This window comes from Rhodanobacter sp. FW101-FHT13A11, from assembly GCF_058790335.1.
On the sequence record NZ_JBYTCN010000014.1, the window covers coordinates 20,173 to 42,008 of the forward strand.

Below are 21,836 nucleotides of genomic sequence, written 5' to 3' on the forward strand. Positions count from 1 at the left end.
AGTGTCCACCTCGTCCCGCCATCGGACGGCGTGGTCAGCCCGCCGGCTCGCCACCCGCCACGGGCAATTGCCGTCGCTGGCGCGCCAGCTGGTGCTCGCGATGGGCGATGTACAGGCTGGCGCCGATGATGATGGCCGCGCCCGCCGCGGTGTAGCGGTCCACGCCTTCGCCGAAGATCCACCAGGCCAGCACCGCCACGATCAGCAGTTGCAGGTAGCTGAACGGGGCCAGCAGCGAGGCGTCGGCCAGGCGCAGCGCGCGGGTCCAGCAGTAGTGCCCGCCGGTGCCGAGTGCGCCGGAGAGCACCAGCCACGGCCAGATATTGGCGTGCGGCCACTGCCACACGGCCAGCGCGGCGGGCAGCGACAGCGGCACCCACAGCAGGGTGGTCAGCAGCACGATGCGGTCGGCTGGCTCGCTGCCGGTCAGCGACTTGATGCTGATCGTCACCGCGCCGGTCAGCGCCGCCGCCAGCAGGGCGACCAGGCTGCCGGCGGCGAATGCGTCGCTGCCGGGGCGCACGATCACCAGCACGCCGATGAAGCCGGCGACCACCGCGCTCCAGCGGCGCAGGCGCACCACCTCGCCGAGGAACAATACCGCGCCGATGGTGACGAACAGCGGCGAGGAGTACGACAGCGCCACCGCCTCGGCCAGCGGCAGGTTCACGATCGCCCAGAAGCCGGCCAGCATGCCGCCCATGCCCAGCACGCAGCGCATCACGTAGAAGCCGAAGCGCGGCGTGTGCAGCAGCTGCCAGCCGTGCACGTGCAGCAGCGGCAGCGCGAACAGCGCGCCGAACGTGCTGCGGAAGAAGGTGATCTGGAACGGGTGCAGCTGGGCGGAGGCGAAGCGGATCGTCACCGCCATCAGCGCAAAGAAACCGGCGCTGCCCAGCATCAGCAGCACCGCGCGCAGCGGCAGCGGCGTGGAAGCGGGCGGCGATGCGGAGGTCGGGTCCAGGGCCTTGCCGGGGAAACTTGGGGAGGCGCGCATGGTACCCCACTTGCGCCGCGGCTTCCGCGCCGCGGGCGGCGTGCGTGCGCTGCCGCCGCCGAACCTCAATGCACGGGCGGCGTCGCGGTGCCGATTGCGCCGTTCGACCATGCCTGCAGCCGCTCGCGCACGGCCGGTTCCAGGCTCTTCAGGCCCCAGCGGCGGCCTTCAGCGACGGCCGCCTCGGCCGGCTGGCCGCCGACCAGCGCGGCGCGCAGCGCGATCATCGCACCCACCCGGTTGCCGCTGGCGCAATGCACCAGGGTCGGCCGCTCGCCGGCATCGCGCAGCAGCCGGTCGAACTGCGTGACGTTGGCGCGGGTGAGGTCGGCGGCGCCGCGAATCGGCAGGTTGCGGTAGCCGATGCCGGCCGCACGCACGGCGGCGCCCTCGTCGAAACCCGCCTTCTCGCTGTCCGTGCTGAGGTCGATCACCTGCCGGATGCGGGCATGCCGCAACGTGGCGATGTCGCTCGCCTGCAGGCGTCCGGAGGCGACCCGGTGCGGCGCCGGGAATGCCACGTGGGACAGTCCGGCGAGGGTGGTCTCGGCCGGTGTCGCGGCGAGCGCGACGCCGGCGGCGAGCCCGAGGGCGAGCGACAGCAGCAGCGAGCGGAACATTCCGGATGCCTCCAGCCGATGGAAGCGACACGATACCCGAAGCGGGCCGGACGCCGCGCCGGTGTCTCAGGCGGTCGCCGACTCGACGAAGGTGACCATGTTGCCGTCCGGGTCGCATACCGGAGCGAAACGCAGGTAGTGCGTCGCCAGCTGCGGTACGGGCACGTCGATCTGCCGGCCCTGCAGATCCTGCAGGATGCCGTCGAGGTCATCGACGATGATGCCCAGCGAGGCGACGCCCCTTTGCCGGCCCGACTCGGCCAGCCCGTCCCGCGAACGTATGCGGACCCGGGTGCAGTCGGCGAGCTGCCATTCCGCGCAGTCGGCGCCCGGGGTGTTGTCGGGCACGCGCCCGAACAGGCGGGCATACCAGGCGCTGGAGGCTGCGAAGTCGCTCGCGGCAACCGTGGCGAGAACCTGGTGGGCATTCATGTCGAGTCTCCGCAATGGCTCGTCGTGTTTATAGCCGCCGACCGATGTCGGTCGTGTGAAGGGTGGCTGGCCCGTATAATTCCGTCCTGCTTGAACGATCGCCAGGATCTGCCGATGTCCGATTTCCCCGCTTGCCCGTCGTGCGCGATGGAGAACACCTATGCCGACGGCGACAGCTGGATCTGCGCCGACTGCGGCCATGAATGGCCGGTGGCGGGTGCCGCGGACGAGGCCGATGCCGCGGTGGTGGTGCGCGACGTCAACGGCAACGTGCTCGGCAGCGGCGACACGGTGACGGTGATCAAGGACCTGAAGGTGAAGGGCTCGTCGATCCCGCTCAAGCAGGGCACGGTGATCCGCAACATCCGCCTGGTCGACGGCGACGCCGAGCATATCGAGGGCAACTCGGACAGGATCAAGGGCCTGGTGCTGAAGACCTGCTACCTGCGCAAGGCCTGACGGCGCCGGCTAGGGCGGCGCCTCGCTCATCAGCGCGCAGTTGCCGCCCCGCCGCTTGGCCGCATACATCGTATCGTCGGCGCGCCGCAGCAGCGTGCGATCGTCCTCGCCGTGCTCGGGGTAGATGGCCATGCCGATGCTCGCCGACATCCGCACGTGCCGGCCGCCCAGCTCGAACGGCTGCGCCAGCGCGGCGAGGATGTCGGCGGCGATCGCGGCGGCATGTCCGGGCCGGCCGATGCCGGGCAGCAGCACCACGAACTCGTCGCCGCCGATGCGGCCGACCGTGTCCGACTCGCGCACGCACCGGCGGATGCGCGCGGCGGCTTCGCAAAGCAGCAGGTCGCCGATGTCGTGGCCGTAGCTGTCGTTGACCGACTTGAACCGGTCCAGGTCCAGGTACAGCACGGCTGGCCGCTGGCCGTCGCGACGTGCCTCCGCCAGCGCGGCGCACAGGCGGTCGTGGAACAGTTCGCGGTTGGGCAGGGCGGTGAGCTGGTCGTGCCGTGCGAGGTAGTGCAGCCGCGTTTCGGTCTGCTTGCGCTCGATCGCCGCGGCGACCTGGGTGGAGACGAACTGCAGCAGCGCCTTGTCCTGCTCGGTGTAGCGCACATCGCCGGAGTAGCTCTGCACCACCAGCGCGCCGATCACGCCGTGCTGGCCGGCGAGCGGCACGCCCAGCCAGTCTAGCAGATCGCGGCCGGCGGGCGGCCGGGCCGGTTCGGCCGATGCCCGCGTATCAGGCGTCAGCAGCAGGGCCTGGCCGCTGCGGATCACCTCGCCGCTGAGCGTGCCCGAGTCCAGCCGGCATGGCGCAGGCGCCTGGTCGCATTGATCGACGAAATAGGGGAAGCTCAGCTCGTCCTTCTTCGCGTCATACAGCGCCACGAAGAAGTTGTTCGCCGGCAGCAGCTTGCCGACGATCTGGTGGATGTGCCGGAACAGCGTCATCAGATCCGCCGCCGAGTGTGCCGCTTCGGAGATCGCATGCAGCGCCACCTGCATCTGTTCGGCGCGCTTGAACTCGGTGATGTCGTGCGCCACCGCGATGCGCACCCCATCCGCCTCCGACCAGCGCGCCGACCACATGATGTGGATCACCCGCCCGTCCTTGCGCACGTAGCGGTTCTGGAAATGCGGCTTGGGCTGGCCGGCCATGATCTCGTTCGCCGCCTGCAGGGTGCGTTCGCGATCGTCGGGATACACCAGTTCGATCATCGGCCGGCCGATGATCTCTTCCGGCGCATAGCCGAAGATGCGTTCGAACGCGGCGCTGACGAACACGTAGCGTCCCTCGGCATCCACCACGCAGACCGCGTCGAGCAGGAGATCCATCACGTGGCCGATGGGAGGGGCGCCGCCGGATGGGGGCGGGAAAAGCGGTTGGTTCATTCGTGCCCGGGCAGCAATTGGGATGGCGGCGGTACCGGCTGCAGCCTATCCCGATTCCACGCGGAAAATGTCTACGCAGCCGCCCCCGCGGTCAATCCAGCGGGGCGGTGACGATGAGCCGGTCGACCGGGTAGCCGCGCTGGCGTGCGCGTTCCTTGAGGGCGGCAAACAGCCCGTGGTCGAGCGCGGGTCGGCGCGAGAGTATCCACAGGTGCCGGCGGCCGGGACTGCCTACCACCGCCCACTGGTAGTTCGCGTCCACCTCGATCACCCAGTAGTCGGCCCACGCCGCCGGCAGCCAGGTGAGCCAGGCCGGCACGAAACGCACTTCCAGCGCGGCCGGCTGGCGGCCCTTGATCCGCGCCACGCCGTCGACCGCCATCACGCCCTTGTCGGTGCGGCAGGTATTGTGGATACCGACGGTGCCGTCGGGGTTCGGCGTATAGGTGGCGGTGACGGCGTCCAGGCACCTGCGCTCGAAGTACATCGGCAGGTGCGCGATCTCGTGCCATCTGCCGCTGTAGCGGGCCAGGTCGAGCGTGGCTACCGGGCGGTTGGGCAAGGTGGCCGCGAGCAGCGGCAGGGCGGCCAGCCACATGGCGATCGTCGGCAATGGGCGGAACATGCGGCTCTCCCGGCTGCCGGCGCAGCATGCCGGCGCCCGCGTGGGCGGCTGGTGAACGCCGGGCGCGGCTCGCGCTCAGCGGTAGCGTGCTTCCTGCAGGTCGATCTCGCGCACCAGCCGGCGCGAGACCTCATCGGAGATGCGGCGGTGGCGCGCCAGTTCGAAGATCGCCTCGCGCTGGCCCTGCAGCGCGGCCAGGCGCAGTTCGCGTTCGGCCAGGTCGGCCTTGCGCAGTTGCCGCGCCTCGTCCTCGCCGGAGGCGTCCTCGTCCAGCCAGTGCTGGTACAGCGCGATCACCCGGGTGGCCGCGCTGGCGTAGGTATCGACGTCGCCGGCCGGGGCCTCGTCCAGCAACCCGCGCCGGGCCTTCTCCACGGCGGCGATCGCGGCCGTGGCGGCGGTGCGGCGCGCCAGGTTTTCCTCCCGCTGCGCGGCCGGCTCCGGCGGCAGTTCCAGGCCTTTCAGCAGCGGCGGCAGGCCGATGCTGGCGGCCAGCAGCGACAGCAGGATCACCGCGGCGGCGAGGAACACCGCCAGCTCGCGCGCGGGGAAGGGCGTGCCGCCGGGCAGCAGCAACGGCAGCGTCATCACGCCGGCCAGAGTGATCGCGCCGCGCACGCCGGCCAGCGACGTAGCCAGCAGCAGTCGCCAGTGCGGCCGGGCCGCCTGGGTGCCGCGATGATGCGCCTTCAGCACGTTGAGCCGCAGCGAGACCCAGACCCAGGCGAGGCGCAGCAGCGCCAGGCCCACGTTGATCGCCAGCGCGTACACCAGCAGCCACCACGGGTTGCGATGGCCGCTCTGCGCCACCGACGCCATCGCGCCCTGCAGGCTGGCGGGCAGCTGTTCACCCAGCAGCACGAACATGATGCCGTTCAGGGCGAACTGCACGGTGTTCCATACCGCCGCGCGCTGCACCCGCGTGGTGGCCAGCAGGCGGCCGCTGAGTTCGACATAGCTCATGGTGATGCCCGCCGCGACCGCGGCGAGGATGCCCGAGGCGGCGACCTGCTCGGCCAGCAGGTAGGCGCCGAACGGGATCAGCAGGCTGATCAGGATCGGCGAACCCGCCTCCTGGCCGAAGTGCCGCGACAGCCAGCGCTGCGCGAAGCTCACCGCCACGGTGAACAGCACGCCCACGCCGAGCCCGGCCAGCGCCACCCACAGGAAGGTCAACGATGCGGACAACAGCGAGAAGCCGCCGGTCATCGCCGCCGCCACGGCGAAGCGGAAGCAGACCAGGCCGGTCGCGTCGTTGAGCAGCGACTCGCCCTCGAGGATGTGCATCAGCCGCTTCGGGATCGGCACGCGCGCGCTGATCGACGACACCGCCACCGGGTCGGTCGGCGACACGATCGCCGCCAGCGCGAACGCCACCGCCAGCGGCATCGCCGGGATCAGCCAGTGGATCAGGAAGCCGGCGCCGACCACGGTGAACACCACCAGCCCCAGCGCCAGCGCCACGATCGCGCCGCGGTCGCGCAACAGGCCGTCCTTGGGGATGCGCCAGCCGTCAAGGAACAGCAGCGGCGGCAGGAACAGCAGGAAGAAGACGTCCGGGTCCAGCGCCACGCCATGCCGGAACACGCCGGCGATCACTGCGCCCAACCCGATCTGCACCAGCGGCAGCGGCAGCGAGAACGGCAGCAGCCGCACCAGGTAGCCGCTGCCCACCACGGCAAGCAACATGGCCAGGGTGACTTCGATCGAGTTCATGGGGGAGGTCCAGGGCGCGTTTTCGACCTTAGCAACACGGTTGCCGTTCCGTCGAGTGGCGGCGCGGCGACATGCGAAAGGCAACATGGCATACCATCGACGCTCTTCGCGGCCGATCCGTTCCCCAGGAGATCGCATGCAGCCGATCATCACCGTCAGGCAGCTCGGCAAGACCTACGCTTCGGGTTTCCAGGCGCTCAGGCAGATCGACCTGGAGATCCGCCGGGGCGAGATCTTCGCCCTGCTGGGCCCGAACGGCGCCGGCAAGACCACCCTGATCAGCATCATCTGCGGCATCGTCAACCCCAGCGAGGGCACGGTGCTGGCCGACGGCCACGACGTGGTGCGCGACTACCGCGCGGCGCGCGCGAAGATCGGCCTGGTGCCGCAGGAGCTGACCACCGACGCGTTCGAGACGGTGTGGAACACGGTGAGCTTCAGCCGCGGCCTGTTCGGCCGCGCCGCCAACCCGGCGCATGTCGAGAAGGTGCTGCGGGACCTCTCGCTGTGGGACAAGCGCCACAACAAGCTGATCACCCTGTCCGGCGGCATGAAGCGGCGCGTGATGATTGCCAAGGCGTTGTCGCACGAGCCGCAGATCCTGTTCCTCGACGAGCCCACCGCCGGCGTCGACGTGGAGCTGCGCCGCGACATGTGGGCGATGGTGCGCGGGCTGCGCGCCACCGGCGTCACCATCATCCTCACCACCCACTACATCGAGGAGGCCGAGGAGATGGCCGACCGCATCGGGGTGATCCACAAGGGCGAGCTGATCCTGGTCGAGGACAAGGCCGAGCTGATGAACAAGCTCGGCCGCAAGCAGCTGACCCTGCACCTGCAGAACCCGCTGGAAACCATTCCCGCCGCGCTGGCCGGCTACCCGCTGAAACTGTCGTCCGATGGACAGCAACTGGTCTACACCTTCGATGCGCAGGGCGAGCACACCGGCATCGACGTGCTGCTGCGCCGGCTCGGCGAGGCGGGCATCGATTTCAAGGACCTGCAGACCCGCCAGAGTTCGCTGGAGGACATCTTCGTCAGCCTGGTGAGGGAACGCGCATGAACATCCATGCGATCCGCGCGATCTACCGCTTCGAGATGGCGCGCACCTGGCGCACCCTGCTGCAGAGCATCGTCTCGCCGGTGATCTCCACCTCGCTGTACTTCGTGGTGTTCGGCGCGGCGATCGGCTCGCACATGAACGGGATCGACGGGGTCAGCTACGGCGCCTTCATCGTGCCGGGGCTGATCATGCTGTCGCTGCTGACGCAGAGCATCTCCAACGCCTCGTTCGGCATCTACTTCCCGAAGTTCGTGGGCACCATCTACGAGATCCTCTCGGCGCCGGTGTCGCCGTTCGAGATCGTCGCCGGCTACGTGGGCGCGGCGGCGAGCAAGTCGATCATCCTGGGCCTGATCATCCTGGCCACCGCGCGGCTGTTCGTGCCGTTCCAGATCGAGCATCCGCTGTGGATGCTGGCGTTCCTGCTGCTCACCGCGGTCACCTTCAGCCTGTTCGGCTTCATCATCGGCATCTGGGCGGACAACTTCGAGAAGCTGCAGCTGGTGCCGCTGCTGGTGGTGACGCCGCTGACCTTCCTCGGCGGCAGCTTCTACTCGATCCGCATGCTGCCGCCGTTCTGGCAGAAGGTCACCCTGTTCAACCCGGTGGTCTACCTGATCAGCGGCTTCCGCTGGAGCTTCTACGGCGTGTCCGACGTCGGCGTGGGCGTCAGCGTGGGGATGACCGCGGTGTTCCTCGCGATCTGCCTTGCCGTGGTGTGGTGGATCTTCCGCAGCGGATACCGGTTGAAGGCCTGAGCGGGTAGGGATGCCCTGATCTATCCAGCGCAGGCGTCACCGGCCCTGTCTGTTCGCAGATTCGTGGTGCGCTGACGAAGGCAGGCGTCCGCCTGTCAAGGAGGCGCGCCGCGGAGGTGCGGACAGACAGGGCCGGCCCCATAGCTTGAAACACAATGATGGGGTGATATCCGGAAGGCCCGCAGGCGACAGCGCGCGGCTTGCCAAGGCGGCCAGCCTTGCCTGCGACCTGCGAGCCTCCTGGATATCATGCCGCCTGCGCTGGATAGATCAGGGCATCCCTAGGTCAGCGCGGTATGCGCGTGGAACGGCAGCGGCGTGGCGCCGGTGCGCGCCACCGCCGGTTCGGCCGCGTCGAGCCGCTCCCTGCTGGCGTCGATCACCACCAGGATGCGTCCTGCCGCGATCTCGTCCCTGAACTTGCGGCTGACCGCATCCGGCACTTCGAAGCCGACGATCTCGCCGATGCAGGTGCCGAACGCCGCGCCGGCGATGGTCATCGCCGCGGCGCCGGCCAGCGTTACGCCCAGCGGCGGCACGGCGACCGCGATCAGCCCCAGCAGCAGGCCGGTGCCGCCGCCGCAGACGCCGCCGCGCACGGCGGCAGGATAGAAATCGTTGCGGCCCAGCATCAGGTGGTCGGGAATCCTTTCCAGCTCGATGTCCTCGCGGGCCACCAGCGAGATGTCGCGGTCGTCGATGCCGGCGGCCCGCGCCGCCGCCATGGCGGTGCGCGCGGCGGTCAGGTCGGGGGTGCTGAAGACGCATCGGGTTTTCATGGCGCGGCCCTCCATCCGGCGTGGCGCCCGCCGTGCGGCCGGTGCCGGTCGGCCCGAGGCCGCGCGGGTCGGGCGGAATTGCACGCCCCATGCTTTAGTCGCCGCGACGTTGCCGGCGCGTGACCGGGTTGTTATCGCCGGAGCGAGGCGAATCGCCGCGTGGATCGCGGCGGCGGTGGCGTCGCACCTGCTACGGTGGCGCGACGGGGCCGCGGCGCGCGGAACGAATCGCGCGCAGGCGAGTCCATCACGGGTATTCGACGCGCATCGGGAGTGGACCGTGGGCAAGCAGACGGCGACAGGCAGCTGGATCGTGGCGATCATCGTGGTGGCGGCCCTGGTGGCCGCGGGGGTGTATCTGGCGCGCAAGGCCATGCAGGCCGCCGCACCGTCGCCCGCCGCGCCGGCAGCGTCGGCCTCGGCTTCGTCGCCCGCGCCGGCGACCTCGGCGATCCGCCATCCGATCGGACAGGCCGTGCCGGCCGCGGCCTCGACCGCCGCCTTGCCCGCGCTGGACGACAGCGACGCCAGCGTGGCCGCGGCGCTGATTGCGCTGGCCGGCGGCAGCGACCTCTCCTCGCTGCTGGTAGGCCGGCAGCTGGTCACGCGCATCGTCACCACCGTCGACGCGCTGCCGCGCCACGACGGGCTGGGCCAGTTCACCCTGCCGGTGCAGCCGCCGAAGGGCGCGTTCGCGGTCGACCAGGCCGGCGGCGCCAGCGTGCTCGGTGCCGCCAACGCGGCGCGTCACGCGCCGTACATGCGGGTGGTGGATGCGGTCGATCCGCAGGCGCTGGTGGCCTGGTACGTTCACGCCTATCCGCTGTTCCAGCAGGCCTACCGGCAGCTGGGCTACCCAAGGGGCTATTTCAACGACCGCCTGATCGTGGCGATCGACGACATGCTGGCCGCGCCGGAGCCAGCCGAGCCGCCGGCGCTGCGGCGCTCGGACGTGTACTACGTGTACGCTGATCCTGCGCTGGAATCGCTGTCGACGGGGCAGAAGCTGCTGCTGCGCAGCGGCCCCGCCGACGAGGCGCGGATCAAGGCCCGGCTGCGCGCGATCCGCGACCTGCTGATCGGGCAGGCGCTGCCCGGCACGTCGACGCACTGAGGGGCGGGCGGCCCACGCTCGGGCCGCGCACGCCGTGCAGGCAGCCGATGACGATGGAATTGAACATGCCCGCCCCACCCCAGGCCGACCTGTTCGGCAGCACCGGGGCCGAAGCGGCCCGGCTGCACCGGCTGTTCTTCGCCCTGCTGCCGGATGCGGCGACGCGTGCACGGCTGGCGCAGGCGGCGGCCGCGCTCAAGGCCAGCCATCCCGGCCTGTACGCACGCTGGGTGAACCCGGCGCGTTACCACGCCACGCTGCATTTCCTCGGCGACCACGCGCTGCTGCGGCAGGACGTGGTCACCGCTGCCGTGGCCGCCGCAGGCAAGCTGCGCATGGCGCCGTTCGAGTGGGTGCTGCACGAGGCGGCCAGTTTCCATGGCCGACAACCGCCGTGCGTCCTGCGCAGTCCGAGTGTGCCCGGGCCGCTGCAACAGCTATGGCAGGATCTGCGCCAAGCGCTGGTGCTGGCCGGGCAGGGCCGCCATGTCGCACGCCACTTCACGCCGCATGTCACGGTCGCCTACAGCCATGGCGTGTTGCTGGATGCCACCCCGGTCGAACCCGTGGCATGGCAGGTCGAACGGCTCGCGCTGGTCCACAGCGTGGTCGGCCAGGCGGACTACCAGGTGCTGGCGGAATGGCCGCTGCAGGCGGTGGCGTAGGGCGCTCTCAGGCGTAGGGCGTCCTGTCCTTGTGCGAGTAGTGATCGGCGCCGGGTTCCAGGTGCAGGTCGATGTCGGAGTAATGGCAGGTGTCGTCGTCGCGGCGGGTGCCGATGTCGAGATAGACGGCTGTTGCTTCGCCGCGGTTGATCAGGTGGTGGCCGTCGGGGAGGTTTTTCGGGAAGGCCGTGGCATCGCCGGCGCGCAGCAACTGCTCGCCGGCTCCGGTGACCAGGGTCAGTTCGCCGGTCAGCACGTAGACGAATTCCTCCTCGTGGCTGTGCCAGTGGCGCTGGCTCGACCACGCGCCGGGCGGCAGATGCACCAGGTTGACGCCGAAATCGGTCAGCCCGCCGGCACGGCCCAGCGCCTGCCGGATGCGCCCGCTGACGGGCTTCCCGTAAGGCGCCGGATAGTCCGAGCCCTGGCGTTCGGGGACCTTGGCGACATCGATTTTCGGCATGGTTTGTTCCTCGCGGCGGCCGGGCTTCATCCGATGGGGCATTGTGCCTCCGCGGGCCGTCGCCGCGTTGCTCCCGCCCGCTGATCGGTTTTTGAACGCCGGCCGCGTTACAGTGGCGGCATCGTCGCTGATGTCTTGCGGAGGTCGGTGGGATGAGGCGTTGGCTGTGGTTGGCCTGGATGGCGGCTCTTTGCACGTTGCCGATGCAGGCGGTGCTTGCCGCCGAACCGGTGGCTGCTGACCGCACGGCAGCCCCTGGCATGGTGGCGCAGATCACGCTGGACGGCCCGATCGGCCCGGCCGCCGCCGAGTACTTCGACGACGCATCGAAACGCGCCGTGGCCGACGGCGCGGTGGCGATCGTGCTGCGGCTGGACACGCCCGGCGGGCTGTCCGACTCGATGCGGCAGATCATCGCCAGCATGCTGGCCAGCGAGGTGCCGGTGCTGGTGTACGTTACCCCGGGCGGCGCCCGCGCGGCGTCGGCCGGCACGTACATCCTGTATGCCGGGCAGATCGCCGCGATGGCACCGGCCACGCACCTGGGCGCGGCCACGCCGGTGCAGCTGGGTGGCGCCAAACCGATGCCGTTGCCGAAAACCGGCGAGCAGCCGGCGTCGGCGGGTTCCGCTGCGGAAGACCAGGCGGCGGGCGACGACGCCGAGTCGCACAAAGCCATGAACGATGCGATTGCCTACATCCGCTCGCTGGCGCAGTTGCGCGGGCGCAACGCGCAGTGGGCCGAACAGGCGGTGCGCGGCGCGGCCACGCTGACCGCCAGCGAGGCCGCCCAGCAGCATGTGATCGACTTCGTGGCGGCGGACGTGGCCGACCTGCTGGCCAAGGCGGACGGGCGCAAGGTGCAGGTACGCGATCGCGACGTCACGCTGCGGCTCAAGGGCGCGTCCGTGCACGAGTATGCGCCCGGTGCGCGCACGCGTTTCCTGGCGATCATCACCAATCCCACCATCGCTTATCTGTTGCTGCTGGCCGGCATCTTCGGCTTGCTGCTGGAAGCGATGCATCCCGGCGCGATGCTGCCGGGCATCGCCGGCGGCATCTGCCTGCTGGTGGGCCTGTACGCATTGCAACTGCTGCCGGTGAACTACGCCGGGCTGGCGCTGATGGCGCTGGGGGTCGGCCTGCTGGTGGCCGAGGCGGCCAATCCCAGCGTGGGTGCGTTCGGCGCCGGTGGACTGGTGTCGTTCGTGGTGGGTTCGGTGATGCTGATGAATACCGGCGTGCCCGGCTATGGCGTCAATCTCGGCGTCATCGCCGGCATCGCGCTATGTGCGGCGGGATTGCTGGCCTTGATCGTGTGGCTGGTGTTCCGTTCGCGCCGCGCCCACCAGGTCACCGGCGATGCGGCGATGCTGATGGACACCGGCGAGCTGCTGGAGCCGGTGAGCGCCGGCGGCGAGGCCTGGATGCTGGTGCGCGGCGAGCGCTGGCGCGTGCGCTGCGATACCGCGTTGCCGGCCGGTGCGCGGGTGCGCGTGGTGTCGCGGCAGGGATTGCTGTTGCGGGTCGAGCCGCTGTGATTTTGTAGGGCGGGCATTGCCCGCCGGCTTCTGCTTCCCGCGGTGATGCGAGGAGGCGGAGCGAGAGCGGCGGGCAGTGCCCGCCCTACTTTCGGATGTTCGGGTTGGTGACGTGGTGGAGTGGAGCGGCGAAGGCGGCTTCAAAATTCGGTTCACGGGAGAGTGTCATGTTCGGATTCGTCGGTGTACTGATCATTCTCGGCGCGCTGCTGCTGTTCTCCGCGGTGAAGATTCTGCCGGAGTACCAGCGCGGGGTGATCCTGACCCTGGGCCGCTACACCGGCACCAAGGGGCCCGGGCTGGTGCTGCTGGTGCCGTTCGTGCAGCGGATGATCCGCGTCGACCTGCGCGTGACCGTGATGGACGTGCCGCCACAGGACGTGATCTCGCGCGACAACGTTTCCGTGCGCGTGAATGCGGTGGTCTACTTCCGCGTGGTGGAGCCGGACAAGTCGGTGCTGCAGGTGGAGAACTTCCTGCAGGCGACCAGCCAGCTGGCGCAGACCCGGCTGCGCTCGGTGCTGGGCCAGCACGAGCTGGACGAGATCCTGTCGCAGCGTGATTCGATCAACCACACCTTGCAGACCATCCTCGACGAGGCCACCGACCCGTGGGGGATCAAGGTTGCCAACGTGGAGATCAAGGACGTCGACCTCAACGAGACCATGGTGCGCGCGATCGCCCGCCAGGCCGAGGCCGAGCGCGAGCGCCGCGCCAAGGTGATCCATGCCGAAGGCGAGTTGCAGGCCGCCGAGAAGCTGCGCGACGCCGCCGCGATGCTGTCGCAGCAGCCGCAAGCGCTGCAACTGCGCTACCTGCAGACGCTGGCCGACATGTCCAACAACGGCAAGTCCTCCACCATCGTGTTCCCGCTGCCGCTGGACCTGATCCGGCCGCTGGTGGAGGCGTTCCCGGCAAAGCCCGGCCCGGCCCCGGACCGCTGAACTGGCGCCGTCGTCCAGGGCCGATGAATAATGCCGTTCACCCCCTTGCCGCGACGAGCGATCACCATGGATGCAGCACGTTCACCCGGAAGCCTGGTTTGCGTGGGCCTCGGCATGACCCTGGGCTCGCACCTCGGCCCGCTGGCACGCAGCCACATCGAACAGGCGGACGTGGTGTTCGCCGGGCTCTCCGACGGCATCGTCGAGCTGTGGCTGAACAAGATGCATGCGGACGTGCGCAGCCTGCAGCCGTACTACCGCGAGGGCAAGTCGCGCATGCAGACCTATCGCGAGATGGTCGAGGCCATCCTCACCGAGGTGCGTGCGGGCAAGCGGGTGTGCGGGGTGTTCTACGGCCATCCCGGCGTGTTCGCCTGGGCACCGCACAAGTCGATCGAGGTGGCCCGCAGCGAAGGCTATGCCGCGCACATGGAGCCGGGCATTTCCGCCGAGGACTGCCTCTACGCGGATCTCGGCATCGACCCCGGCCGCTACGGCTGCCAGCACTTCGAGGCCAGCCAGCTGCTGTTCTACCGGCGCCGGATCGACCCGACCGCCTACCTGGTGCTGTGGCAGGTGGGCCTGGTGGGCGACCAGTCGCTGGCCCGTTTCTCCACCGGGCCGGCCTACCGGCAGGTGCTGGTCGAGGTACTGGCGCGCGACTACCCGCTCGACCACGAGATCACCATCTACCGCGGCGCCACCCTGCCGATCCAGCCGCCGCGAATCCGGCGGCTCCGGTTGGGCGACCTGCCACCGACGGAAATCGGCATGGAAGACACGGTGGTGCTGCCGCCGGCTGGACCGCTGCAGCCCGACGCGGAAATGCGCGCGCGGCTAGATGCGCTGGACAAGGCGGAAATCAGGCCGGAATTGGGCATTCTGTGAACGGGTAGGCAAGCGGGCAAGGGCGTAAATCCTAGGCTGGATCCGCGCAGGTCGAGATCCCGGTACCGGAGCAGGGTTATTTCATTCCGGGAACTCGGCGAGCTGCGCCAATCCAGTCCATCGAATATCCGGGAGATACGCCATGTCGAATATCGTCGATTTTCTTGAGGCCGTCGGGCAGAACGCCAGTTTGCGTTATGCTTCCAATGGGGAAATGCAGCGCATGCTGGCGGATACCCGGATCGACCCCGAAGTGCGGGATGCCGTGCTGGCGAAGGATCAGGCGCGATTGACGGCATTGGCGGGAGCAAGGAACGTGTGTTGCATGCTGGTGCCTGCCATGGTGCAGCCCGACCGGGATTCGGGCACCGATGGGGACGAGTACTACCACCAACGGCGTGCCTGAGGCAGGAAGGATTCGCTGGCGCACTGCGCGAAGGAATCTCGACTCCCCGGTGCGCTCGATTATCAGCCAGGGGGGGGATATGTCGGATGTTGTCGAGTTTCTTGCGCGTATCGGACAGGACGCGCCGCTGAATTGTGCCTCGCACGACGCGCTCGCACGTGAATTGGCGGGCACGGTGCTGGACCCGGCCATGCAGGAGGCCATCCTTGCGAAGGATGGGTTCAAGCTGCGGAGTTTGCTGAAAATCGTCCCGAATGCGGGTTACCTGATTCCGGGTGAGGAACAGGAGGAGGAGCGGGAGGAGGACGAGGACGGCGGCGAGGATCCCGGGCACGAGGACGATGTCGAACGTTCCGCGCGGAAGTTCGCGGGGGCCCTGGACTGACCGGATGTTCGCGCCTGGCATTCGCCTTCGGCGGATCATCGCGGGGTGGATCCTGCTCGGAGCACTATTGCTGGCGGGCACGGTCGCGGCGACCGTGCCCGCAGCTGTGGGCGATCCAGAGGCCCTGCTTCGTCAGGCCGAGATCAGCAAGACGTCGGATCCGGCCCAGTTCGCGGACATCCTCAAGCGGCTGGGCGATCACGACGCCTCGTTGAGCCATTCACAGCGACTGCAGCTGGATTACCTGCGGGCATGGCAGGCTGCCTATCACGGTGATTACGCCACTTCGGACTCGCTGATCCGGCATGTGCTGGATCAGCCCGACGAGACCACGCTGCATTTCCGCGCGGGCCTGTTTCTGGTGAACACCCTGGCGGAACGCGCCCACAACGAGGAGGCATTCCAGCGGCTGAACACGCTGCTGACGACTGATCTACCAGACATCAGCGACCCGAGCGTCCGCGCGCAGGCACTCACCACAGCCGCCATGCTTTACGAGGAAGCGGGGCAATACGAACTGGCGTTGAACTATGCCGATCGCCTGCTGGCCATGACCCCGGCGATCGACGAGTACACCTGCAAGATCCAGCTGTCGAGACTGGGCGCGCTCTATAAGGCTGGTCATTTGCAGGGCATCGACGCGCAGTTCCAGCACGGCATAGACACGTGCATGGCAGCCAGGAACACGCTCTATTCCAATGCCATCCGCGTCTACGTGGCGGGCCTGGCGATCAAACGGAATCAGCCGCAGGCGGCGATCCGGCTGTTGCTGGACAACTATCCCGACGTGGAACGCAGTCGGTACCAGATGCAGATTTCGCAGTTCGACGCACTGCTCGCCGAGGCGTACCTGAAGGTCGGCCAAGTGGCGCTGGCCAGGCAGTCGGCGCAGGCTGTCGTCGCGGAGGGCATCCCGAACAAGTTCCCGGAATCTCGCAGCATTGCCTACAGGGTCCTGTACCTGATCGAGAAGCGGCAGGGCAACCCCGCAGCGGCGCTTGCCTACCACGAGCACTATATGGCGGCGGACAAGGGCTATGCGGGCGATATCAGCAGGCGGGTCGCGGCATACCAGGCCGTGCAGCGGGAGTTGCTGGCGAACAAGCTCCAGGTCGATACCTTGAGCAAGCAGAATGAGATCCTGAAGCTGCAGCAAAGCCTCGACCGCAAGGTCACCGAAACCAGCCGGCTGTACATCATCCTGCTGGCCACGGTGCTGGCCTTCATCGCCTTCTGGACCTATCGCATCAAGCGCTCCCAGCTGCGCTTCATGCGGCAGGCGCGTCGTGACGGACTTACGGACATATTCAATCGGCAGCATTTTGTCAGTGAGGCCGAGCAGCAATTGCAGTACTGCCGGAAGTCGGGTCGGGAAGCCTGCCTGGTGCTGATCGACCTGGATCACTTCAAGGCCGTCAACGACACCTATGGGCATGCGGTTGGCGATCGTGTCCTGAAACGCGCCGTGGCGGCCTGCCAGGCGCATCTGCGCTCCACCGATATCCTCGGCCGCCTGGGGGGAGAGGAGTTCGGCATCGTGTTGCCGGAGTGCACGCTCGAGCAGGTGCTGGGCCGGGCTGAACGGATCCGGCTGGCGATCGTGGAGGTAGTCCGCGGCGATGCTGCTGACGATATTTGCGTCTCAGCCAGCTTTGGCGTGGCCAGCACCACGCGTTCCGGCCACGAACTGCGCCAGTTGCTGATCCACGCCGACGATGCGCTGTACCAGGCCAAGCGCGAGGGGCGCAACCGGGTCAGCGTGAGCGACGGTCGCGCAAAACCGCGTCTGAACGCTGTTGGTGCGGCGACCGAAGAGGTGCAGTGACAGCTCCTGCCGCTTGTCTGCCGCCCTGCGCAGCTCAATGTCGTGCGGACGCATGATGGCCTGCCGCCCAGGCGATGGCTGCAGCATCATGATGGCGCCGTGGCGACCATGGCGCCCGGCGTTTGCCGCCTCACCGGCGATTGCGGGTGAGGCATGCCGCATGGACAGCCGGGCAGGCGCGCGCTACAAAGGTGGTCGATTTCACCGATGGGGCGTTCCGATGCACGTGAAGAGTTCCTTCTTGCTGGCCGCCCTGGGCCTGGCCGTGTTTCCGCTGCAGGCGGCAGCGGCCGAACCGGACATGGCGCGGGCGCCGTCGATCAACGCCGCCGATTTCGCGCGCTTCGACCAGGCACTCAGCTCCGACGCGTTCGGCGGGCGCAAACCCGGCACGATCGGCGCGCAGCGCACCACCGATTTCCTGGTGGCCGAGTTCGAACGGATGGGCTTGCAGCCGGGCAACCACGGCTCGTGGTACCAGACCGTGCCGGCCGATTCCACCTTGCTGCTGAATACCGACGTCACCCTGGACGTCACCGCCCGCGGCAAGCCGCTGAAGCTGGCGTACCGCACCGACATGGTGGCGCAGACCCTGCAGGCGAAACCCGAGATCGCGCTGAAGGATTCGCCGGTGGTGTTCCTCGGCTACGGCGCGGATGCGCCCGCCTGGCACTGGAACGACTACCGGGATGTCGACGTGAAGGGCAAGACGGTGATCGTGCTGGTCAACGACCCCGGCTTCGCCAGCCGCGACCCGAAGCTGTTCAACGGCCGCGCGATGACCTGGTACGGCCGCTGGCCGTACAAGTATGCGGAGGCCGCGCTGCAGGGTGCCGCTGCCTGCTTCATCGTGCATACCAGCGACGCCGCGGCCGGCTATCCGTGGAGCGTGCTGCAGAACGGCGCGGTCGGGCCGCAGCTGAGCCTGCCGGCCAGTGTCGATCCGTCGCCGCGGTTGCCGGTGGCCGGCTGGCTGACGCGCGATGCGGCCACCCGGCTGTTCGCCGCCGCCGGTCTCGATTTCGCTGAACTCGAACGGGCCGCAGCGAAGCCAGGCTTCGAGCCGGTGCCGTTGCACGCGACGGCCTCCATCACCCTGCACAACCAGATCGGCCATATCGAATCGAAGAACGTGGTGGCGATGGTCGAGGGCAGCGACAAGCCCGATGAGGTGGTGGTCTATACCGCGCACTGGGATCATCTGGGCACCGACCCGACCCGCAAGGGCCACCAGGTCTATGCCGGCGCGATCGACAACGGCACCGGCCTGAGCATGCTGCTGGAGATCGCCGGCGCGTTCGCGCACCAGGCGCGGCCGCCCGAGCGCAGCGTGCTGTTCTTCATGCCGACGCTGGAGGAATCGGGCCTGCTCGGTTCGCAGTACTACGCGGCTAAGCCGGTGTTTCCGCTCGATCGCACGGTGGCCGACATCGCCGTCGACGCGTTGCCGGTGATCGGCCCCGCGCGCGACATGACGGTGATCGGCAAGGGCCAGTCCGAGCTGGAGGACATGCTCGCCGGCGTGTTGCACAGGCAGGGTCGGGTGATCTCGCCGGAGACCACGCCGGAGAACGGCTTCTACTTCCGCTCCGATCATTTCAATTTCGCCCGGGCCGGCGTGCCGGCGATGCTGGCCAGTTCGGGCCTCGATCTGCTCGATGGCGGCAGGGCCGCCGGCCAGAAGGCGGCCGACGACTATACGGCGCACCGCTACCACACGACGAACGACGTGTTCGACCCGCACTGGAACCTGCAGGGCATCCTCGAGGATACCCAGGCGCTGTACGAGCTGGGCCGGCACCTCAGCCATGCGGGGGTGTGGCCGCAGTGGTACGCCGGCAACCCGTTCAAGGCCGCGCGCGATGCCATGATGAAGCCGCCGTCGAAGCCGGCCGCGCCGCCGTCGAAATGACCGGGCGGGTTCGGCGCCGGCCTCAGGGTTTCGCCGGCGGCGTATCCAGCTTGTCGAAGTTCACGATGGCGTTGAACACCAGCGGATAGCTGCCGATCGTCTCGCCGCGCCAGATCGGGTTGCTGGCGAACAGCAGCACGTGGCCCTTGCCGTAGCGGGCGTCGACCACGGCGGCACGCTCGGCCATCTCGTCGCCGCCGTCGAGCAGGCCGGCAATCAGCAGATTCTTCGCGTCGGCGTAGCGCAGGATCACCCGCGGGCGCTGATCGGCCGGGATCACCCACGGGTTGTTGCGCATCTGCTCGGCGTTCAGCGGCAGCGGCTGCCACGGCTTGACGTCGGGCAGGGGAGCGACGGCGACCGAGGCACGGCCTTCGGGCGCGTCCGTGTCGTGCGGGCCGCCGCGTCCGGTCGGGCGCTGGAAATCCTTCGCGGTCGGCAGGCCCTTGTCGCCGGTGACCAGGTTGGACACGCTGAACGACTGGCCGGCCGCGCTGTACAGCGCCAGTTCGTCGCGGTCGTAGCCGGCGGCGATCGGGCTGCGGCGGTCGGCGAACTTCGCCTGCAGCACGCTGCCGACGACCTTCAGCCTGGTGCTCGGGGTAACGAACACGCCGGGCGCGAGGCCCGCGTCGATGGCGAACTTCGCGGTGTCCTCGGCGGTGACCAGCAATCCGCCGGCCTGCACGAACTGCTTGAGGTGGGCCAGGCCGCTGGCGCCGAGGCCGGGGCGGATGTCGTCGGTGGCGTCGATGTGACCGAGGTTCGGCGTCAGCGCGGTGGTTTTCCACGGCATCGGGTTGCCCCACATCGGCAGGCCATCGACGATCTGCTGCAGGCTGGCGCCGCCGACCGGGGCGAACAGGATCACGTCGTACTTCGCGCGCAGGTTGCCGGCCCTCGCCACGTCCTGGGTGCTGATGTAGCTGTACGGCACGTGGAGCCGGTCCAGCGCCATGCGCCACCAGCCCTCGGTCTGCGTATCCAGCCAGGTGTGCATCAGCGCGATGCGTGGCAGCTTCGCGGCGGGCGGCATGTCGATCGCGGCCAGGCCCTGCGGCACCGCGATCGGCTGGCCGGCCGGCTCCATCGGCGCCTTGAGGATCGCGGTGTCGGTGACGCGCGCCACCTGCACGTCGAACAGGTCGCCCATCGACCAGGCGGTATCGTCGTAGGGATGCTGCTGCGGATCCTTCGGCGACCAGTACTGGCGATCCAGCAGCGCATCGGCGATGCGCGAGTACGGCTGGTCCATGCGCACCACGTAGCTGCCGGCGGGGAAGGTGCGCGTCCCGGCGTCCTTCTTGTCGTCGTCCTGCTTCGGCGACGCCACCGTGACCGGCGCCGTGAGGCGGCTGACCTCCGCATGCTGCAGCTGCATGATGCGCAGCAGCTGCGCCCGCGAGCCGCTGCGCCTGTCGTCGGCCGGGAAGACATAGGCGGCCGGGCCGGCTTCCTGCGGCTTCTCGATCGAGCGTTTGCTCTTGAGGTAGAAATTCTTCAGGAACAGCCGGCCATTGCCGGAGAAATAGTCCAGCGCGGTGAGCAGGCCGGTCTGCTGGTAATTGTTGTTGTTGCGCTGCGACCACAGCACGGTCGGCAGCGGCGGGTTCGGCTTGTACCAGGTGCGCTGGTACTCGCCGGGATCGAGGATGCGCTGCACGGTGTCGGCGCCGTCGTTGCCGAACGTCTCGTACAGACGGCTGATGCCGTTGTGCATGGCGGCGATGAACATCAGGTAGCCCGGGCTCCAGGTGTCGAAGTCGCCGTGGGTGAACACGCCTGGCATGCCCAGGCGGGTCAGCTGCTGCACGTTGTCCCAGCCCAGCTGCTGCCACTCGCCGGTGAGGATGGGGTCGATCCACGCGTTGTACGGGCCGTCGCCCACCGTGTTGTCGTACAGGAACGGCACCGACTCGTGCAGGTCGTGCAGCACCTGCGCATGCCAGCCGACATAGGTGTCGGCCACGTTGCGGGTGAGGTTCAGCGTCATCGCCATCGCGTCGCGGTTGTTGTCGTGCGCCACGTAATGGCCCCAGTACAGCAGCGGCGGGTAGTTCTCGCCCGGATGCGCCAGGTGCCAGTTGTAGCGGTCGACCATGCGGTCGCGGCCATCCACCTCGACGATCGGCGTGATCAGGGTGACCACGTGCGAGCGGATGTGCCGGATGTACGGCGCCTCGTCCACCGCCAGGCGATACGCCAGCTCCATCAGCGCGGTCGGCGCGCCGCTCTCGGTGGAGTGGATCGTCCCGGTGATGTAGTAGACCGGCGTGGACTGCGCGATCAGCTGGTCGGCGGTGGCGTCGTCCATGCCGATGAGGCGGGGATCGGCCAGCTTGGCCAGGCGCGCCTTGTTCGCCTCCAGGTCGGCGAGCAGGCTTTCGTCGGCGACCGCCACGGCGATCATCTCGCGGCCCTCCTCGGTCCTGCCGATCGAGAACACCTTCACCCGCGGACTGGCCGCGGCCAGCGCACGGAAGTAGCGGTAGACGTCGGCCGAGTAGGGCAGGTAGTCCGGCGCGCCGGCAATGTGGCCGAGTACCTTCTGCGGCGTCGGCACGGTCGCCGAGGCAGGCAGGTAGTCGGTCAGCGGCGAGTTGAACGAGGGGGCGGTGGTGAACTTCAGGATCTGGTCGGTATAGGCCTGGTCGACGGGCTGGGCAGGGTCACGGGCGTACGGTTCCGAACCGTCATGCGGGGTTGCAGCGAGCACGCCGGCAGCAGCGCATGCCAGCAGGACGACCAGCGGGAAATGGATGGACACGCGCATGATCAGGACTTCCCCGGGCTGGAGGCAACGAGTCCCGCACTCTGCCAGAACGGCAAGGTCTGCGTGTAGCCCATCGGTT

21 protein-coding genes are annotated in these 21,836 nt (G+C 68.7%); 12 read left to right on the forward strand and 9 right to left on the reverse strand.

The window, feature by feature from the left end; genetic code table 11:
* Positions 1-34: 34 nt before the first annotated feature.
* The 3 genes from AC3WRN_RS14390 to AC3WRN_RS14400 all read right to left on the reverse strand — a co-directional run bounded on the left by AC3WRN_RS14390 (position 35) and on the right by AC3WRN_RS14400 (position 2,049).
* On the reverse strand, positions 35-997 hold the full coding sequence (locus AC3WRN_RS14390; protein ID WP_492623476.1) for a DMT family transporter: 963 nt from the start codon (positions 995-997) through the stop codon (positions 35-37).
* A gap of 65 nt (positions 998-1,062) precedes the next feature.
* Positions 1,063-1,617 carry a protein tyrosine phosphatase family protein gene (locus AC3WRN_RS14395; protein WP_492623477.1) on the reverse strand — a complete coding sequence of 185 codons (555 nt, stop codon included), beginning with the start codon at positions 1,615-1,617 and terminating at the stop codon, positions 1,063-1,065.
* Positions 1,618-1,683: 66 nt separating this feature from the next.
* Entirely contained in the window at positions 1,684-2,049 is a 366-nt protein-coding gene (locus AC3WRN_RS14400; protein WP_068095979.1) for a VOC family protein, read from the reverse strand.
* A gap of 114 nt (positions 2,050-2,163) precedes the next feature.
* Here AC3WRN_RS14400 and AC3WRN_RS14405 point away from each other — a divergent pair, with 114 nt between their 5' ends.
* Positions 2,164-2,508, forward strand: coding sequence for a zinc ribbon domain-containing protein YjdM (locus tag AC3WRN_RS14405; protein WP_068096025.1), 345 nt, complete (start codon positions 2,164-2,166; stop codon positions 2,506-2,508).
* 9 nt (positions 2,509-2,517) lie between these two features.
* On the opposite strand, the gene AC3WRN_RS14410 is transcribed toward AC3WRN_RS14405, so the two are convergent.
* The 3 genes from AC3WRN_RS14410 to AC3WRN_RS14420 form a co-directional block, all read right to left on the reverse strand.
* Entirely contained in the window at positions 2,518-3,843 is a 1,326-nt protein-coding gene (locus AC3WRN_RS14410) for a diguanylate cyclase domain-containing protein (protein WP_492623478.1), read from the reverse strand.
* Positions 3,844-3,991: 148 nt separating this feature from the next.
* A complete protein-coding gene (locus tag AC3WRN_RS14415; protein WP_492623479.1) occupies positions 3,992-4,525 on the reverse strand; it encodes a lipocalin family protein in 534 nt (177 codons plus the stop codon).
* Positions 4,526-4,600: 75 nt separating this feature from the next.
* Positions 4,601-6,241, reverse strand: a complete 1,641-nt coding sequence (locus tag AC3WRN_RS14420) for a Na+/H+ antiporter (RefSeq protein WP_492623480.1) — start codon at positions 6,239-6,241, stop codon at positions 4,601-4,603.
* 136 nt (positions 6,242-6,377) lie between these two features.
* On the opposite strand from AC3WRN_RS14420, the gene AC3WRN_RS14425 reads away from it, so the two are divergent.
* Both AC3WRN_RS14425 and AC3WRN_RS14430 read left to right on the forward strand, forming a co-directional pair.
* Entirely contained in the window at positions 6,378-7,304 is a 927-nt protein-coding gene (locus tag AC3WRN_RS14425) for an ABC transporter ATP-binding protein (RefSeq protein WP_492623481.1), read from the forward strand.
* Complete coding sequence (locus AC3WRN_RS14430) at positions 7,301-8,062, forward strand: ABC transporter permease (RefSeq protein ID WP_492623482.1); 762 nt, start codon at positions 7,301-7,303, stop codon at positions 8,060-8,062. Before AC3WRN_RS14425 ends, AC3WRN_RS14430 begins: the two co-directional genes overlap by 4 nt.
* 281 nt (positions 8,063-8,343) lie before the next feature.
* Here the strand turns inward: AC3WRN_RS14430 and AC3WRN_RS14435 are convergent, their stop codons facing one another.
* The gene (locus AC3WRN_RS14435) at positions 8,344-8,841 is read right to left on the reverse strand and encodes a hypothetical protein (protein ID WP_068095991.1); all 498 of its coding nucleotides are present in this window, start codon (positions 8,839-8,841) and stop codon (positions 8,344-8,346) included.
* Positions 8,842-9,121: 280 nt separating this feature from the next.
* Here AC3WRN_RS14435 and AC3WRN_RS14440 point away from each other — a divergent pair, with 280 nt between their 5' ends.
* Complete coding sequence (locus AC3WRN_RS14440) at positions 9,122-9,955, forward strand: DUF3014 domain-containing protein (protein ID WP_492623483.1); 834 nt, start codon at positions 9,122-9,124, stop codon at positions 9,953-9,955.
* A gap of 65 nt (positions 9,956-10,020) precedes the next feature.
* On the forward strand, positions 10,021-10,620 hold the full coding sequence (thpR, locus tag AC3WRN_RS14445; RefSeq protein WP_492623484.1) for an RNA 2',3'-cyclic phosphodiesterase: 600 nt from the start codon (positions 10,021-10,023) through the stop codon (positions 10,618-10,620).
* A gap of 7 nt (positions 10,621-10,627) precedes the next feature.
* Here the strand turns inward: thpR and AC3WRN_RS14450 are convergent, their stop codons facing one another.
* The gene (locus AC3WRN_RS14450) at positions 10,628-11,083 is read right to left on the reverse strand and encodes a cupin domain-containing protein (RefSeq protein WP_492623485.1); all 456 of its coding nucleotides are present in this window, start codon (positions 11,081-11,083) and stop codon (positions 10,628-10,630) included.
* Between the two features lie 152 nt (positions 11,084-11,235).
* Here AC3WRN_RS14450 and AC3WRN_RS14455 point away from each other — a divergent pair, with 152 nt between their 5' ends.
* The 7 genes from AC3WRN_RS14455 (at position 11,236) to AC3WRN_RS14485 (ending at position 18,984) form a co-directional block, all read left to right on the forward strand.
* Positions 11,236-12,624 carry an NfeD family protein gene (locus AC3WRN_RS14455; RefSeq protein ID WP_492623486.1) on the forward strand — a complete coding sequence of 463 codons (1,389 nt, stop codon included), beginning with the start codon at positions 11,236-11,238 and terminating at the stop codon, positions 12,622-12,624.
* A gap of 167 nt (positions 12,625-12,791) precedes the next feature.
* Positions 12,792-13,568: a slipin family protein gene (locus AC3WRN_RS14460; protein ID WP_492623487.1), complete on the forward strand. Its 777-nt coding sequence runs from the start codon at positions 12,792-12,794 to the stop codon at positions 13,566-13,568.
* A gap of 66 nt (positions 13,569-13,634) precedes the next feature.
* Positions 13,635-14,456, forward strand: coding sequence for an SAM-dependent methyltransferase (locus AC3WRN_RS14465; protein WP_492623488.1), 822 nt, complete (start codon positions 13,635-13,637; stop codon positions 14,454-14,456).
* Between the two features lie 142 nt (positions 14,457-14,598).
* Positions 14,599-14,862, forward strand: coding sequence for a hypothetical protein (locus AC3WRN_RS14470; RefSeq protein ID WP_492623489.1), 264 nt, complete (start codon positions 14,599-14,601; stop codon positions 14,860-14,862).
* A 49-nt stretch (positions 14,863-14,911) separates the two neighbouring features.
* Positions 14,912-15,247, forward strand: coding sequence for a hypothetical protein (locus tag AC3WRN_RS14475; RefSeq protein ID WP_492623490.1), 336 nt, complete (start codon positions 14,912-14,914; stop codon positions 15,245-15,247).
* A 4-nt stretch (positions 15,248-15,251) separates the two neighbouring features.
* On the forward strand, positions 15,252-17,072 hold the full coding sequence (locus tag AC3WRN_RS14480) for a tetratricopeptide repeat-containing diguanylate cyclase (RefSeq protein WP_492623491.1): 1,821 nt from the start codon (positions 15,252-15,254) through the stop codon (positions 17,070-17,072).
* Between the two features lie 220 nt (positions 17,073-17,292).
* Positions 17,293-18,984 (forward strand): M28 family metallopeptidase, encoded by a 1,692-nt coding sequence (locus AC3WRN_RS14485; protein WP_492623492.1) that lies wholly within the window; start codon positions 17,293-17,295, stop codon positions 18,982-18,984.
* A 22-nt stretch (positions 18,985-19,006) separates the two neighbouring features.
* Here AC3WRN_RS14485 and AC3WRN_RS14490 read toward each other — a convergent pair whose 3' ends face one another.
* Positions 19,007-21,757 (reverse strand): M14 family zinc carboxypeptidase, encoded by a 2,751-nt coding sequence (locus tag AC3WRN_RS14490; RefSeq protein WP_492623493.1) that lies wholly within the window; start codon positions 21,755-21,757, stop codon positions 19,007-19,009.
* Positions 21,758-21,836 lie beyond the last annotated feature (79 nt).

Excerpts from the sequence above, each read along its gene's own strand:
- AC3WRN_RS14390 (WP_492623476.1), bottom strand. The coding sequence starts at position 997 with ATGCGCGCCTCCCCAAGTTTCCCCGGCAAGGCCCTGGACCCGACCTCC.
- AC3WRN_RS14395 (WP_492623477.1), bottom strand. The coding sequence starts at position 1,617 with ATGTTCCGCTCGCTGCTGCTGTCGCTCGCCCTCGGGCTCGCCGCCGGC.
- AC3WRN_RS14400 (WP_068095979.1), bottom strand. The coding sequence starts at position 2,049 with ATGAATGCCCACCAGGTTCTCGCCACGGTTGCCGCGAGCGACTTCGCA.
- AC3WRN_RS14405 (WP_068096025.1), top strand. The coding sequence starts at position 2,164 with ATGTCCGATTTCCCCGCTTGCCCGTCGTGCGCGATGGAGAACACCTAT.
- AC3WRN_RS14410 (WP_492623478.1), bottom strand. The coding sequence starts at position 3,843 with ATGGATCTCCTGCTCGACGCGGTCTGCGTGGTGGATGCCGAGGGACGC.
- AC3WRN_RS14415 (WP_492623479.1), bottom strand. The coding sequence starts at position 4,525 with ATGTTCCGCCCATTGCCGACGATCGCCATGTGGCTGGCCGCCCTGCCG.
- AC3WRN_RS14420 (WP_492623480.1), bottom strand. The coding sequence starts at position 6,241 with ATGAACTCGATCGAAGTCACCCTGGCCATGTTGCTTGCCGTGGTGGGC.
- AC3WRN_RS14425 (WP_492623481.1), top strand. The coding sequence starts at position 6,378 with ATGCAGCCGATCATCACCGTCAGGCAGCTCGGCAAGACCTACGCTTCG.
- AC3WRN_RS14430 (WP_492623482.1), top strand. The coding sequence starts at position 7,301 with ATGAACATCCATGCGATCCGCGCGATCTACCGCTTCGAGATGGCGCGC.
- AC3WRN_RS14435 (WP_068095991.1), bottom strand. The coding sequence starts at position 8,841 with ATGAAAACCCGATGCGTCTTCAGCACCCCCGACCTGACCGCCGCGCGC.
- thpR (WP_492623484.1), top strand. The coding sequence starts at position 10,021 with ATGCCCGCCCCACCCCAGGCCGACCTGTTCGGCAGCACCGGGGCCGAA.
- AC3WRN_RS14450 (WP_492623485.1), bottom strand. The coding sequence starts at position 11,083 with ATGCCGAAAATCGATGTCGCCAAGGTCCCCGAACGCCAGGGCTCGGAC.
- AC3WRN_RS14455 (WP_492623486.1), top strand. The coding sequence starts at position 11,236 with ATGAGGCGTTGGCTGTGGTTGGCCTGGATGGCGGCTCTTTGCACGTTG.
- AC3WRN_RS14460 (WP_492623487.1), top strand. The coding sequence starts at position 12,792 with ATGTTCGGATTCGTCGGTGTACTGATCATTCTCGGCGCGCTGCTGCTG.
- AC3WRN_RS14465 (WP_492623488.1), top strand. The coding sequence starts at position 13,635 with ATGGATGCAGCACGTTCACCCGGAAGCCTGGTTTGCGTGGGCCTCGGC.
- AC3WRN_RS14470 (WP_492623489.1), top strand. The coding sequence starts at position 14,599 with ATGTCGAATATCGTCGATTTTCTTGAGGCCGTCGGGCAGAACGCCAGT.
- AC3WRN_RS14480 (WP_492623491.1), top strand. The coding sequence starts at position 15,252 with ATGTTCGCGCCTGGCATTCGCCTTCGGCGGATCATCGCGGGGTGGATC.
- AC3WRN_RS14485 (WP_492623492.1), top strand. The coding sequence starts at position 17,293 with ATGCACGTGAAGAGTTCCTTCTTGCTGGCCGCCCTGGGCCTGGCCGTG.
- AC3WRN_RS14490 (WP_492623493.1), bottom strand. The coding sequence starts at position 21,757 with ATGCGCGTGTCCATCCATTTCCCGCTGGTCGTCCTGCTGGCATGCGCT.